Origin of the sequence: Zhihengliuella salsuginis (assembly GCF_014651715.1) — a bacterium.
GTDB classification, from domain to species: Bacteria; Actinomycetota; Actinomycetes; order Actinomycetales; family Micrococcaceae; genus Zhihengliuella; species Zhihengliuella salsuginis.
Genome location: NZ_BMXK01000001.1, coordinates 220,611 through 234,446, shown reverse-complemented (window position 1 = coordinate 234,446; position 13,836 = coordinate 220,611). Strand labels below are relative to the sequence as shown.

At 74.3% G+C, this 13,836-nt stretch carries 10 protein-coding genes; 7 read left to right on the top strand and 3 right to left on the bottom strand.

Annotated features, from left to right (window positions below):
* Positions 1-113: 113 nt before the first annotated feature.
* The 5 genes from IE069_RS15765 to IE069_RS01090 all read left to right on the top strand — a co-directional run bounded on the left by IE069_RS15765 (position 114) and on the right by IE069_RS01090 (position 6,999).
* Entirely contained in the window at positions 114-284 is a 171-nt protein-coding gene (locus IE069_RS15765) for a DUF1206 domain-containing protein (RefSeq protein ID WP_373287779.1), read from the top strand.
* A gap of 181 nt (positions 285-465) precedes the next feature.
* Positions 466-1,989 (top strand): DUF3375 domain-containing protein, encoded by a 1,524-nt coding sequence (locus tag IE069_RS01105; protein ID WP_189348256.1) that lies wholly within the window; start codon positions 466-468, stop codon positions 1,987-1,989.
* On the top strand, positions 1,986-2,723 hold the full coding sequence (locus IE069_RS01100; RefSeq protein ID WP_189348255.1) for a DUF4194 domain-containing protein: 738 nt from the start codon (positions 1,986-1,988) through the stop codon (positions 2,721-2,723). The genes IE069_RS01105 and IE069_RS01100 overlap by 4 nt, the downstream gene beginning before the upstream one ends.
* Positions 2,724-6,095, top strand: a complete 3,372-nt coding sequence (locus IE069_RS01095; protein ID WP_189348254.1) for an ATP-binding protein — start codon at positions 2,724-2,726, stop codon at positions 6,093-6,095. It abuts the gene before it with no gap.
* A 46-nt stretch (positions 6,096-6,141) separates the two neighbouring features.
* Complete coding sequence (locus IE069_RS01090) at positions 6,142-6,999, top strand: SDR family oxidoreductase (protein ID WP_189348253.1); 858 nt, start codon at positions 6,142-6,144, stop codon at positions 6,997-6,999.
* 20 nt (positions 7,000-7,019) lie between these two features.
* Here IE069_RS01090 and IE069_RS01085 read toward each other — a convergent pair whose 3' ends face one another.
* The 3 genes from IE069_RS01085 to IE069_RS01075 are packed head-to-tail and all read right to left on the bottom strand — an operon-like array spanning position 7,020 to position 11,130.
* On the bottom strand, positions 7,020-8,501 hold the full coding sequence (locus tag IE069_RS01085; protein WP_229790861.1) for a type III PLP-dependent enzyme domain-containing protein: 1,482 nt from the start codon (positions 8,499-8,501) through the stop codon (positions 7,020-7,022).
* Positions 8,498-10,114 (bottom strand): FAD/NAD(P)-binding protein, encoded by a 1,617-nt coding sequence (locus IE069_RS01080; protein ID WP_189348252.1) that lies wholly within the window; start codon positions 10,112-10,114, stop codon positions 8,498-8,500. Before IE069_RS01080 ends, IE069_RS01085 begins: the two co-directional genes overlap by 4 nt.
* Positions 10,111-11,130: a pyridoxal-phosphate dependent enzyme gene (locus tag IE069_RS01075; protein ID WP_189348251.1), complete on the bottom strand. Its 1,020-nt coding sequence runs from the start codon at positions 11,128-11,130 to the stop codon at positions 10,111-10,113. The genes IE069_RS01080 and IE069_RS01075 overlap by 4 nt, the downstream gene beginning before the upstream one ends.
* Positions 11,131-11,398: 268 nt before the next feature.
* On the opposite strand from IE069_RS01075, the gene IE069_RS01070 reads away from it, so the two are divergent.
* Positions 11,399-12,778: an ABC transporter substrate-binding protein gene (locus IE069_RS01070; RefSeq protein WP_189348250.1), complete on the top strand. Its 1,380-nt coding sequence runs from the start codon at positions 11,399-11,401 to the stop codon at positions 12,776-12,778.
* Positions 12,771-13,814 (top strand): alpha/beta hydrolase family protein, encoded by a 1,044-nt coding sequence (locus IE069_RS01065; RefSeq protein ID WP_189348249.1) that lies wholly within the window; start codon positions 12,771-12,773, stop codon positions 13,812-13,814. Before IE069_RS01070 ends, IE069_RS01065 begins: the two co-directional genes overlap by 8 nt.
* The last annotated feature ends 22 nt before the right edge of the window (positions 13,815-13,836 follow it).

Below are 13,836 nucleotides of genomic sequence, written 5' to 3'. Positions count from 1 at the left end.
CTGAAGGACCTGCACCCGCTTCCCAGCGGGTCCGTCCGCGTCGTCGTGACCGTTCTGGGAGTAGCCGGCTACGCCGCCAAGGGGCTGGTCCTCGCCTCGTCGGCCTGCTGTTCGTGGTCGCGACCGTCCAGAATGATCCGAACGATTCCAGCGGACTCGACGGTGCGCTCCAGGCCGTGCGGGACCAGCCGTTCGGGCCGGGGTGGCTGCTCGGACTCGCGTTGGGACTCATGCTCTACGGCGCGTACCAGGCGGCCCGGGCCCGCTTCGACACGATGGTCTGACTCCGGGCGCCCGGAGCGGGCAACCCTCCCGCGGGTTCTGCGCGGGGCCGTCGCGGGAGGTGAGGCGCAGAGCACCCGACCAGCGCGTGTTCAGCCCGGTGGCCTACAATCGGGTGCCCAGACGTAGCCCGTCCCGACACCGGGCACACGTCCTCCCCCGTACGTTTCGAGAAAGCACCGCATGCGCATCCGCCACCCCGCTGCCGCCACCTGGGCCGACCAGCTGGACTTCCGCGAATCCGCGGGGTGGAAGCTCCTCTCCGCCGCGCCCTGGGTCGCCGCCTTCCTGCGCGCCGAGTTCACCTCCGCGACCCCGCGCGTGAGGCTGGAGGCGTTCCACGCGAGCCTCGACACCTTCCTCAAGCAGCTGCGCGCCGACTCCCCCGAGGTCCCACTCAACGAATCCTGGCAGGCCGGGCAGTACGCCGACTCGTGGGTCAAGGCCGGATTCCTCGCCCGCCCGCTGATCGACGGCCGGTTCGTGTACGAGCCGACCGCCCACACCGCCCGCGTGCTGCGCTTCCTCGACTCGGTGGCCGGGTCCGGCACCAACCTGAACTCCTCCCGCCTGTCCACCCTGCTCTCCAGCCTCGAGTCCCTCGCCCACGAGACCGACCCCGACCCCGAGGCCCGCATCCGACAGCTCGAGGCCGAGATCGCCGAGCGCCGGGCGAAGCTCGACGCCCTGCGCGGCGGGGAGGAGCCCGCGATGCTCTCCGACGACGGCGCCATCGCCGCCGCCCGCAGCATCCTCGACCTCGCCGCGAACCTGCCCGCCGACTTCAAGCGGATGCGCGACGGCGTGCACGCCATGCTCCACCGGATCCGCCAGGAGATCATGGAGTCCTCCGTCTCCAAGGGCGTCGCGGTCGGCCAGGTGCTCGAGGGCGACCGCCAGCTGCGCTCCACCCCGGAGGGCGAGACGTTCCGCGGCTTCACCGACTTCCTCAACGACCCCGCCCAGCAGGCCCGCTTCCGCGAGGCCGTCGGCGAGATCCTCGAGCGCGGGTTCGTGGACGACCTGACGCCCAGCGAGCGCCACACGATCGCCAACCTGCTGCGCGAGCTGCGCCGCCAGGCCACCGAGGTCCACGCGACCTACGGCAAGCTCTCCGAGTCCCTCCACGCGTACGTGCAGTCGGACGAGCTGCGCGAATCCGAGCAGCTCCGCCGCGCCATCCGCGCCGCCGAGCTCGCGGTCGCCAAGTCGCCCGCGCTCCGCCAGCGCACCCCCGTGGCGCCGGTCCGCCTGTTCGAGCCGCGCTTCGCGACCCTGGCCGGCCTCGGCATCTTCGACCCCGCCGAGCACGTCGCCCCGCCGAAGCTCGCCGATCCGCCCGCCCTCTCCGCGGCCGACATCCACCGCACCCCCATCACCCCGGGCGCGGACCCGCAGGTGCTGCGCGCCGCCGTCGTGCGGGCCCTGCGGGAGCGGACGACGACGGCGCCCGGCGCGTCCGTCACGCTCGGCGACGTCTTCGAGACGCTCGAGCCCGGGCACCGGCACCTGAACTCGGTGCGGTACCTGGTCGAGCTGGCGCACACGAGCGGCGCCGCTGCCCTGGACCCCGCCGACTTCCAGACGGTCGCCATCCGGCAGGTCGACGGCTCCGAGCGCGTCGCCTACCTGCCGCGCGTGACCTACGCACCCGAACTCGCGGCCGAGCACCGCACCATCGAGACGACTACCGAGGAGAGAGCATGAGCGAGCCCACCGCGGCCGAGGCCCTGTTCGAGGGCGACACCGGGCGGTTCGAGCTGGCCCTGCGGCAGGCGATCGTGCGCCTGCTGCGCGGCCCCTACGTCGACGGGACCACGGACGCGCGCCTGTGGCAGCGGATCGTGGACCGGCGGGCGGAGATCTCCGCGTTCGTCTCCGAGCTGTTCCTGCGCCTGGAGATCGACGCCGACCGCAAGATCGCGCTGCTGGCGCCCGTGGAGATGGACGCCGTGCACACCAGCCCGATCGCCCCGCGCCGCGCCCTCAAGCGGGAGGAGACCCTGCTGGCCCTGCGGCTGCGGCTGATGCTGGACCGCCACGCGGGCACCGGCACGGACCCGGTGATCACGCGGGCGGGCGCCCGGGACATCCTGGAGGAGCACCGGCTGCCGGGCACCGTGGACGACAAACGGCTCGAGGAACTCACCGACTCCTCGCTCGCCCGGCTGCTGGCGCTCAAGCTCGTGCTGCCGACGGAGCTCGAGGACGAGTACCGGGTCTCCGCCGCCCTCGCGATCGCGCTGCCGTTCACGACGGTCGACGAGATCCCCGCCTACATCGCCGCGATCGAGCGGACGGACGGGGACTCGCTGCCGCTCGACGAGGTGTCCCCGGACGAGGCGCCGCCGAACGAGTTTCCGCTCGACGAGGCGCCGAGCGCGGCCTCGGCGATCGAGGACGAGACGCTGGAGACCGCCGTCGAAGAGGAGAACGCGTAGATGGGCATCGAGTACACGCTCCCGATCGGCGAATCGGTCAACCCCGGCCAGCACCGGCTGGCCGAGATCCAGGTCATCAACTGGGGCACGTTCCACGGCCGGCACAGCCTCTACGTGGACCGGAACGGCACCCTGCTCACGGGCCACCCGGGCGTCGGCAAGTCCACGCTCTTCGACGGCATCGGCCACATCTTCCACGCGGTCCCGCGCCTGAACGAGTCCGCCCACGAGGCCTCGACCCGCCGCGACCGCCGCACCACCTACTCGTACATGCGCGGGCGGCAGTTCAAGACGGCCGACGGCGTCGTCGCGCAGCGCCCGGGCTCCACCTGGAGCGCCGTCGCGCTGGTCTACGAGAACGGGCTCGGCTCCCGGACCTGCATCGCCGCGCTCTTCGACGTGCCCTCCGGCGGCCTCGAGGGCCAGGTCGGCAAGCACTACGTGATCGGCGACGCCCCGCTGGACACCGCCGCGCTCGAGGAGCAGCTGGCCCAGCCCGGCTCGCGCCGCTTCTCCGTCTCCACCCTGTTGAAGGCGCTGCCCGGGTCCGAGGTCTACGACACCCACAAGACCTTCGCCGAGCGGTTCCGCCGCCGCCTCGGCATCGACCACGACAAGGCCTTCAGCCTGCTGCGCACCCTGCAGAACGGCAAGGGTCTGGACCGCGGCGTGAACCTCTTCTTCCGCCAGGAGGTCCTCGAGGCCCCGGCCACGCTCGCGGCCGCCGACGGGGCGGTGGAGGACTTCGCCCACCTGCGCGGCATCCACCGCCAGCTCGAGACCGCCCGCGCCCAGCGCGACGCCCTCGAGCTCGTCCCCGAGAGCTACGGCCGCTACCTGGAGCTGCTCACCGAGCGCTCCAGCGCCACCCGGCTGTACGACGTCGTCCTGCCGCAGGTGCGCGCCTCGCGCGCCGCCGAGGTGCAGAGCGCCGAGGTCGCCCGGCTGGGCTCCGACCTCGCCGGGCACCGCGAGCAGATCGCCGCGGCCGCGGAGGCCAAGGCGACGCTCGACACCCGCGTCGCCTCGCTGCAGGAGCAGCACGACGCCCACGGCGGCCAGGCCGTGCGCACCCTCGAACGCGAGCTCGAGACCGCACGCGCCGGCCTCGCCGAACGGGAGAAGACGGCCGGAAAGCTGGCCGCGGAGGCCGGGCGCGCCGGCGTCGAACTCGACTTCACCGCCGACGGGCTGGCCGCGATGCGGGCCGAGGCGGCGAAGACCGCGCAGCGGCTCGAATCGATCGAGCAGGACACCCGCACGCTCGAGTACGAGGCCATGGCCCAGGTCATGACCGCCCGCGAGAAGCTGCGGCAGCTGCGGGCCGACATCGACTCCTACAGGCGGCGCGGCTCCAACATCGACGACCGGTCCGCGACGGCGCGGCGTTCGATCTGCTCGGTCACCGGGCTCGATCCGGAGGCGCTGCCGTTCGGCGGCGAGCTGGTGGATCTGGATCCGGCCGCGGGTGCGTGGCGGCCGGCCGCCGAGAAGGCGCTGCGGCGGCTGGCGACCACGCTGCTGGTGCCCGGCGAGCACCTGGCCGCGGTCACGCGCGCCATCGACTCCGGCGCGGCGGACGGCGTGGGCTCCCGGCTGCGCTGGGTCGACACCTCGCACGCGCCCCGGCGGGCGGCGCCCGGCGCGGACGACCTGGTCACGAAGCTCGAGTTCAAGGACAACGACGCCGGCGCGTGGCTGAGCGCGAAGGTCGCCGCCGACTACCCGCTGGCGTGCGTCGAATCGGACGCGCAGCTGCACGAGCACGAGCGGGCGATCTCCCTCTCGGGCACCCTGAAGACCGGCCGCGGCACGTTCGAGCGGGACACCCGCTCCATCGCCGCCTCGAACTACCTGCTGGGCTTCACCAACGAGGAGAAGATCGCCGAGCTCGAGGCCGCCGCCGCGGACCTCGAGGCCGAGCGGGACGCCGCCGAGGCCGCCGCGGACGACCGCAGCGCCTCGACCCGGGACCTCGCCGGGCGCATGCGGGCCCTGACCGCGCTCGCGAACGATACCCGCGAGTTCGCGCGGCTCGACACGGAACCGGCCGCCGCGGCCGTGGCCGAACTCGAGGCCCGGCTGGCGGCCGCCGTGAACGACGACGCCTCGCTGGCCGAGGTGCGGTCCGCGCTCGAGGCGGCGCAGGAGGAGCGCGAGGCGACCGTGGGCCGGCTCGCGGTCCTGCGCAGCGAGGCCTCCGCGCTCGAGGCCTCGCTGGCCGCGGCCGAGCGGCGGCTCTCCGCCGCGGTCCCCGTGCCGGCCTCCGGCACCGGCGACGGCCCGGCCGGGGCGGACCCGGAGCGCGCCTCGGAGGCGGAGCGCGCCGAGCTCCTCGCCCGCTTCGGCGACCTGGCCGCCGCGGCGACGGGCGCGGAGGTGGAGGCGTCGTCGTCGTCCGCGGCCCTCGAGCTGCAGGGCGAGGCCGCGCAGGCGAAGCAGGCGATCTTCGCCGCGGAGGCGGACCTGACGGAGACGTTCCGCGAGTTCGCGCGGGCGTTCGGTCCCGGGGCGTCGGCCACCCACGGCACGGGCGTCGACGCGGCGCCGGAGTACGTGCGCCTCTACGAGTCGATCGTGCAGGAGGGGCTGCCCCAGCGCGAGGAGGAGTTCCGCGAGTACTTCTCCAACCGGTCCTACGAGCGGTTCTCCGACCTGCTGCAGCTGCTCGAGGAGGAGCGGCGGGCGATCGGCGAGCGCATCGAGCCGCTGAACCAGATCCTCTCCGACGTGCCCTTCGAGCAGGGACCGGACGGGACCAGTTCGCGGCTGCGGCTCGAGCTGGCGACCGCCGTGCCGGACGAGGCGCGCGCGTTCAAGGCGGAGCTGAAGGAGGCCCTCGGGCACGCCTACGGTGCGGGCGAGGCGACGCTGACGGCGCAGTACCAGCGGCTCGAGAAGCTCGTGGACGCGCTCGACGACCCCGGCCGGGCCGCGTGGCGGGACACCGTGCTGGACGTGCGCCGGCACGTGCTGATCAGCTGCAACGAGCACAAAGGCAACGGCGAGGTCGAGGCCGGGCTGGAGCCGGGCACGCTCTCCGGCGGCGAGGGACAGCGGTTCACCTCCTTCATCATGGGCGCCGCGCTGGCCTACCAGCTGGGGCTGGCGACGCAGGGCTTCACGACCTACGGGACGGTGATGATCGACGAGGCGTTCATCCAGGCGAACGCGGAGTACGCGGGGGCGGGCATCAACGCGCTGCAGGAGTTCGGGTTCCAGCTGCTGCTGGCCGCTCCCGAGGACAAGGTGGACCTGGCCAGGCACCTGGGCTCGATCTCCGACATCGTCAAGCATCCGGGCTCGAACGTCTCCGGGTTCGTGGCGACGGGTCTCTCCCCGGCGGTGGCGACGGACATCGTGCTGCGCTAGCGGCGACGAATCGCACCCCCGTCATGCGTGGTGCCAGACTGGACCCATGAGCGTACTGATCGCCGGATGCGGAGACCTCGGGACAGAGACGGGGCTGCGGTTCGCCCGGGCCGGCCATCGAGTCATCGGTTGGCGCAGGTCGCCGCAAAAACTGCCTCCCCGGATCGAGGGCGTGGAAGCCGACCTGACCGCCGAGCTTCCGGCCATCCCGCGCGACGTAGACACCGTCGTCATCACCGCCTCGGCGTCGTCCCGGGAACGGGAGGCCTACCGGGCCGGGTACGTCGGCGGTGCCGAGAAGATCATCGGGGCCCTCGAGCGTGACGAAGTCGCCCCGCGCCGCGTCCTCTACGTCTCGTCGACGGCGGTCTACGGCGAGGCGAACGGCGGCCTCGTCGACGAGACCACGGATCCGGCACCGCGGACCTGGCGGGGCGAAATCCAGTTGGAGGCGGAGGAACTGCTGGCCAGAGGCTTGGCGGCCACCGGCACCGGTTTCACCGCGCTGCGCCTGGGCGGCATCTACGGTCCCGGGCGCACCATGCTCATCGACCGCGTCGCCTCACGGCGCGCGGTCCTCCCCGACGAGCCCCGGTACACCAACCGGATCCATCGCGACGATGCCGCGCAGGCGATCGTCCACCTCACCACGCGCGTACCGGATCCGGCGCCGCTCTACCTGGGGGTCGACACCGAACCAGCAGAGCTGGGCGACGTGCTTCGATTCCTGGCTCAGGAGCTGGGCGTACCGACTCCGCCCACAGGCGACGTGCCGATGGCCTCGGGCGGCAGCAAGCGCTGTTCGAACGCCGCGCTCCTGGGCACCGGCTTCACGTTCGCGTTCCCGACCTACCGCGAGGGGTACCGCGCCGTGCTCAGCGGAGAAGGCGCCCGTCACCCCTGACCCTCTGCGGGCCCCGCCGCTCAGTGCCCCTGCTCCTTCTGGACCCCGAACTGCCGCCCATCGATCAGGTCGCGCTCGAACCCGCCGCCGCGGCGGACGACGTTCGCGGCGAGCGGGATCTGGTGGGACGCGCTCTCGACGATGTGCATGAGGTAGCCGGCCGTGTTGGGGAACGCCACGACGTCGTCGCGGCGCACGCCGGCGGGGAACCGCAGGCGCCGGCGGAGGATCAGCTCGTCCTCGATGCAGTAGGCGCCGACCAGGTAGGCATCCACCTCCGGCCCGGCCTCCGCACCGGGTGAACGCACCAGGATCGGGTCCATGAGCACGTCCAGCGAGGTCGAGCGCATCTGCGTCCGGTTCATGTGCAGCCCCACCAGCGGGACGCCGTCGGCGCGGTTCTTGCGGAACGCGACGGAGGACAGCGTCAGCCCGCACCCGTCGAGGACCGAACGCCCGGGCTCGCACCGCAGCTGCAGGCCGCGATCGCGCAGCGCCTCCGCGACGCCCGCCCCGCCGATCCGGCCCGCCAGCACGCTCTCCAGCCAGCCGCGGCGCGTGCTCTCCTGCCAGAACGGGTAGACCACACCGGAACCGTCGAGCCCGAGCGGTTCGTCGTTCCAGGTCAGCTGCCCACTCGCCGCTCCCCCGCGCAGGTCGTCGCGGCGGGCGCGCATCGCCGCCCAGAACGCGTCCCATTCCGCCCGGTCGTCCAGGTAGGACATCGGGATGCCGCCGCCGATGTCGACGAACCGCACGTCGTGCCCGGCCTCCCGCAGCCGGTCCACGAACGCCAGCGCCTCGCCCAGCACCGTCACCCGGTCCCCGGCCGCGTAGCCGTGCAGATGGAAGTGCACACCGCTCACGCGCACCCGGCCGCCGGCGGCTCCGAGGGCCTCGAGCCACTCGTCGCCCGGAAGGCCGAAGCGCGTGGGCCGGATCCCCGGCGCCTGTGCGGCCAGGCGCAGCGCCACGTCGGCCGGCTCCCCTCCGGTCTCGGCGAGCAGGTCGTCGAGCTCGTCGAGGTTGTCGAGACTGACGACGACGCCGGCGTCCAGCGCGCGCCGCAGCGTCGCCGGCGGCTTCACGGCCGAGGTCAGGATGATCTTCGCGGGGTCGACGCCGCGCTCGAGCACCTGGGCGAGCTCGTCGTCGCTCGCCACATCGATCCCGGCCCCGGCGTCGCGGGCCGCGTCGACGACCGCGATCGCCTTGTTGGCCTTGCGCGCCACGTACACCTCGAAGTCGACGCCGTGCGCCGCGGCGGCCGCTCGCAGTTCGCCGATGTTGCGCACCAGGGGCGCCGTGTCGATGACGTTGACCGGCGAGCCGTGCTCGGCCAGGAGCCGTCGGCAGGTTCCGTCGTCCGCGAGGAGCTCCTCCATCCAGGGTTCCAGCCGCGCGGTCAGCGGCTGGGGGCCGCGGCAGAGCGACCGGTCCGGCGGCGCGGGAGCTGTCGCCGTCGGGGCCTCCGGTGTCGTCGGCGTCGGGGTCGTGTTCATGCGCTGGCGTGTTCCTTCCGGGGTCCGTGGTCTTCCTGCCGGCGAGCGAGGCGGTCGACGACGGCGGCCGCCCACCGCCGGCCGTCGTCGTGCAGTGTGCGGTCGAGCGTATCGTGGCCGAGCACCGGGTCCTCGGTGGGGCGGCCGAGGGCTGAGAGCCACCCGGTCCGGTGCCCCGCGGGGCCCACGCAGGCGGCGTCGGCGTCGGTCAGGATGCCGCGCTCGCCCGGCCGGACCGTGGTCAGGGCCCTGCGGTCCAGGTCGGCGTAGAGCGGGTCGTGGAACTCGGCGGCGGAGGCAGGTGCCGCCGGCGCCGCCAGGATTCCCGGCCCCGTCGTGACCGCGTCGACGATCGCCCCGCCGGCCGGAACGCCGACGCTGATCTCCACGAGCCCCGCGTCGAGCAGGGCCAGGAGCTTGCGGACGGTCTCGGCCGGCGGGCCGAAGGCCGAACGTTCCTGCTGGGCGGCGATGGCCCGGAATCGCCTCTGGTCCCGCGCGGAGCGGGGCAGCCGGTCGAGCGCTCCCACCATGTCCCGGTAGACCCCCTGCCACAGCCGGCCGAGGATCCAGGGCTCGTCGGGGCGGGCCAGGCCGGCATCGATCGCGAGCCGGGAGCGCAGGAACTCCGCCGGCCGCCGGCCGGCGCGCTCCTCGGGTTCGGCGCCGGCACAGCCCGTCAGGAGTGCCCGCCACAGGCGCAGCCCGCTCGTCTGCACGCCGTAGGCGTCGGCGGCCTCGCGGCCGGCGCTGATCAGCACGCGCCACAGCGGATCCAGCGGCACGGCCTCGGCCGCTGCCAAGGTGTGCGGGAACGCCGGGTCGGGTGCAGCCGCCGTCGTACGAACGCGCCTTCCCCAGTCCCGGACGCTCGCGGCCGCCGCCTCGACGATCGGCCGCAGGCCCGGGTGCGGGTGCTCCGGCTTGGGCGCCATGAGGACCCCGGTGCGCGAGGCCAGGCGGATGAGGGACGGCTCGGCGCCGGAAGGCTCGTAGGCGAGCAACCCGAGCGGATCCGCCGGGAGGGCGCGCCAGCGCCCGCCGCGCGCCTCGGTCAGCAGCAGCACCGCGTCGAGGCCGGTCAGCGCCGCCCCGCGGACGGTCGCCTCCGCGCCCGCCGGAATGCCCGCGGCGGCCTCCGCGGGGCGCGGCGGGGCCCCGGCGTGCCCGGTGGCCAGAAGCACCTCGTCGTAGGCGGACGGATCGATCAGGCCCGACCCGTCGCCGAGGCCGCCGATGCGGACCCGGTGGTGGCGCAGCTCGAGGCGGCCACCGGCCGCCAGCGCTTCGAACGCCAGGCGCAGGTACTCGCCCACGAGCCGGCGCGGCGGGTACGGCTCCCCGGCGTGCCCGGGATGGACCCGCTCGATCCAGTCGGCGAGCGTCTCGGTCCAGCCGGCACCGCGGGCGTCGACCATCGCCGCGGGGGCGTTCAGGCGCAGGGCGGCCGGCAGCTCCGGGTCCCAGACCGCGCCGCCTCCCGGCGCGGCCGGGTCGAAGACGTCGACGGCGACGCGCGCGCCGTCGGGGAGCCGCGCGTGCAGCTCCTGCAGGGCGAAGAGTGCCTTCGGGCCGGCGCCGACGACGCCGATGCGGGCCCGCCGTCCGTTCACGGCGCCGTGCGCGCGGCGGACGACGGCGGCAGTGCGGACTCGAGTGCCGCGGTGCCGAGCACCCCGGCGGCGGCGTCCGGGTAGGCCTCGGCGACCCAGCCGTCGTCGTACACGGTGTCCAGGTAGGGCACTCCCGAGTCGTGGACGAGCAGGCCCACCCGCTCCCCCGGCGCGGCGCCGGGCCCGGCCAGGTGGCGGGCGAGGGCGGCGACGATCGCGCCGGTCGACGCCCCCGCGAGGAGCCCCTCCGTGCGGGCCAGACGGCGGCAGCCCCAGATCATATCGGGTTCGGGGACGCTGGCGGTCTCGTCGGGGCGGGCGTGGTCGTGCAGCGCGGGCAGGATGCCGGCGCCGAGCCCGGGCAGGCGGCGCGGGGCCGGGGCGCCGCCGAAGAGCACGGAGCCCGCGGCGTCGACCGCGACCAGCCGCGTGCCCAGCCCGTGGGCGCGCAGGTAGCGGTGGCAGCCCACGAGCGTCCCGGTGGTGCTGGTGGCGACGAAGAGCGTGTCCAGGGTGCCGGCGGCGGCGAGGAACTCCGGCATGGTCGACGTCTCGTGGGCGCGCGGGTTGTACGGCGACCCGTATTGATCCGTCGTGACCGCGCCGTCGATCTCGGCGAGCAGCTCCTGCACATGGCGACGACGGGCGGCGAGCAGGTTGCCGTCCGCGGGCGCCACGCGCTCGACACCGGCCCCGAACGCCGTCATCATCCGCACGGCGGCGGCGTTCGCGTTCGCGTCGACGACGGCGACGAACCGGTAGCCGCGCAGGGCGCAGTGCCGGGCCAGCGCGATCCCGAGGTTGCCGGAGCTCGACTCGACGACGGTCCCGCCGGGCAGCAGCCGCCCGTCCGCCTCCGCCCCGTCGAGGAGCGAGGCCGCCGTGCGCTCCTTGGTGCTGCCGGCGACCTGCAGCTGGTCCAGCTTGGCGAAGATCCGCGCCCCCGCGTCCGGGAACAGCCGGTCCAGCTCCACGACCGGCGTCTGCAGCCAGTCCCTTCCATCCGGAGTAATCATCGGAACCCCCTCGACTCGTCACGTGCAGTGATCCGCGCGACACGCGCGGTCTCGACACATCATGTCCCACGGTTGCCCGGGAGCACGGCATTCGCCGGATTTCGCGGCGAATTAACGGCTGGCGTTCAGTTTTCCTTTCGTGGAGCCATGCCCGCCAGGTATGGCGTGGTGCCCATCCGGACGGTTCCCTCCCCACGCGCCCGGGCGCGCCGTAGCCTGTCGGGAACAAACGAACGCACCATCCCGATGACGTGAATGGAGAACTCCCATGGGCAACCCCACCGCCTTCCACCGCACCTCCCGAGGCGCAACGCGGGCATCGGTCCGACCGCGCGGCCGCCACGCCCTCTCGCGCCGGTCCGTCCTGGCCGGCGGGTTCGGCCTCGGCGCCGCCGGCGTGCTGGCCGCGTGCGGCGGGCAGACCGCAGCGAGCTCCAGCGGCAACGCATCCAGCGGCGGCGGGCCCGTGCGCTTCGCCTGGTGGGGCAACGACTACCTGAACCGGCAGACCGACGAGGTCATCGCGGCCTACCTCGCGCAGCACCCCGACGCGACGATCGACGGCGAGCCCGGGCAGTGGGGCAGCTACTGGGACCGGCTGGCCACGCAGGCGGCGGCCGGCGACGAGCCCGCCATCATCAACATGGACCAGAAGTACATCTCCGAGTACGGCGGCCGCGGCATCCTCGCCGACCTGCGAGCCGTCGACGGGCTCGATCTGGGGACGGTCTCGGCCGGCGCTCTGGAGGCCGGCACGGTCGGCGGAACCCTCTACGGGATCAGTACCGGCCAGAACAGCTACTGCGTCCTCGCGAACCGGGCCGTCTTCGCGGACGCCGGCGTCGACCTCCCCGACGACACCACCTGGACGTGGGAGGACTACGCGCGGATCGCCCGCGAGATCCAGGCCTCGCGCGCCGACACGGTCGGCACCGTCTACGGGGTCAACGAGGCCTACCTCGTCACGTGGCTGCGCCAGCACGGCGAGGACCTCTACTCCGCGGACGGCGGCCTGGGCTACCGGACGCGGACGCTGACGGAGATGTTCGCCTACCTGCTCGACCTGATGGACACGGAGGCCGGTCTCGGCGCGGCCGGCGCAGCCGAGGAGCAGGGCGTCCCGCTGGAGCAGTCCGCCTTCGGCACCAACAAGGCCGGGATGACGTGGTCGTGGGCCAACCAGTTCAGCTCGTTCGCCGCCACCACCGGCAGCGACCTGGTGATGCTCCGCCCGCCGAGCGCCGCCGGGGCCGCGGCGGAGAACGGCGCCTACTTCAAGCCCACCATGTTCTGGTCGCTGGGCGCCGGGGCCGCCTCCAACCCGACGGCCGTCTCCTTCCTGGACTTCCTCGTCAACGACCCCGAGGCCGCCGCCATCCTGCGCGTCGACCGGGGCGCACCCGCCAACAGCGCCACCGAGGACGCCGTCATGGACGTCCTCGAGGCACCGGACCGGGCGTTCCTCGACTTCATGTCCGAGATCGAACCCGAGATCGCGGGCACCCCGGTGGTCCCGCCGCAGGGCAGCAGCGACGCCCAGAACGTCCTGTCCCGCCACCTCGAGCAGGTGCTCTTCAAGCAGGCGTCCCCCGCGCAGGCGGCCGAGGCGTTCACCGCCGAGGTCGCGGGCATGATCGAGAGTGCCTGACGCCCCGTCCCCGCCGGACGCCACGGGCGACCCGTCCCGCGGTGTCGGCGCCGAGCCCCTGCTGGAGCGCGTCCGCCGCCGCCCGCCGTCGCCGCCTGCGTCCGGTACGACGGCGGCGGCGCACCTCGCGTCCCTGGCCGTTCCGTTCCGCTCCCTCATCGACGCGTCGGGGCCCGTGACGCCGCGCCTGCTCGACGAGGCGGCCGGGCCCGGGTACACCCGGCAGCGCTGGGAGCTGGGGGCGTACCCGGGCATGCCGTTCGCGGCCTACGTGCTGCGCCCGCACCGGGCGGCGCCGGGTGCGCCGACCGTCCTCGCGCTGCACGGGCACGGGTACGGCAGCCGCCAGCTGGTGGGCCTCACGGAGGACGGCGGCACCGACCCTGACCGCAGCGACGGCCACGGCCACTTCGCCGAGTCGCTGGCCGCGCTGGGGGCGAACGTCGTCGTGCCGGATGTCGTGGGGTTCGGGCAGCGGCGCTCGGCGGCCGACACGGCCCCGGACGAACCGTCGGCGTGCGCGCGGCTGACCCGGCACCTGGCGTTCGCGGGGCTCTCGCTGGCCGGCGCGCGTCTCGCGGAGCTGACCGCCGTGCTCGATTCGCTGGCGGGCCTGGGCCTCGATCCCGGCGCTCCGCTGGGCGCGGCCGGGCACTCGGGCGGCTCGCTGCTCGCCTCGTGTCTGGGGCTCGTCGACCACCGGGTGCGGGCCGTCGCCCTGTCCGCGTACGCGAACACGTACGCGCAGAGCATCCTGGCGATGCGCCACTGCCCGTGCAACTACGTGCCCGGGCTCGCGCGGACCGGCGAGATGCCCGACGTACTGGCGGGGCTCGCGCCGCGGCCGCTGCTGATCGAGACCGGGCGCGCGGACCGGATCTTCCCGCTGGCCGGGTTCCGGGCCGCGGCCGCGTCCCTCGAGCGCGCCTACGGGGCCGGCGGCGCGCTGACGGTCGCCGAGCACGACGGCGGCCACCGGGTCGACGGCCGCGTCATCCACCCGCGGCTCGTCGAGCACCTCGCCGGCGCACGGTAGCCCGGTCCCGGGGCGACCGGCC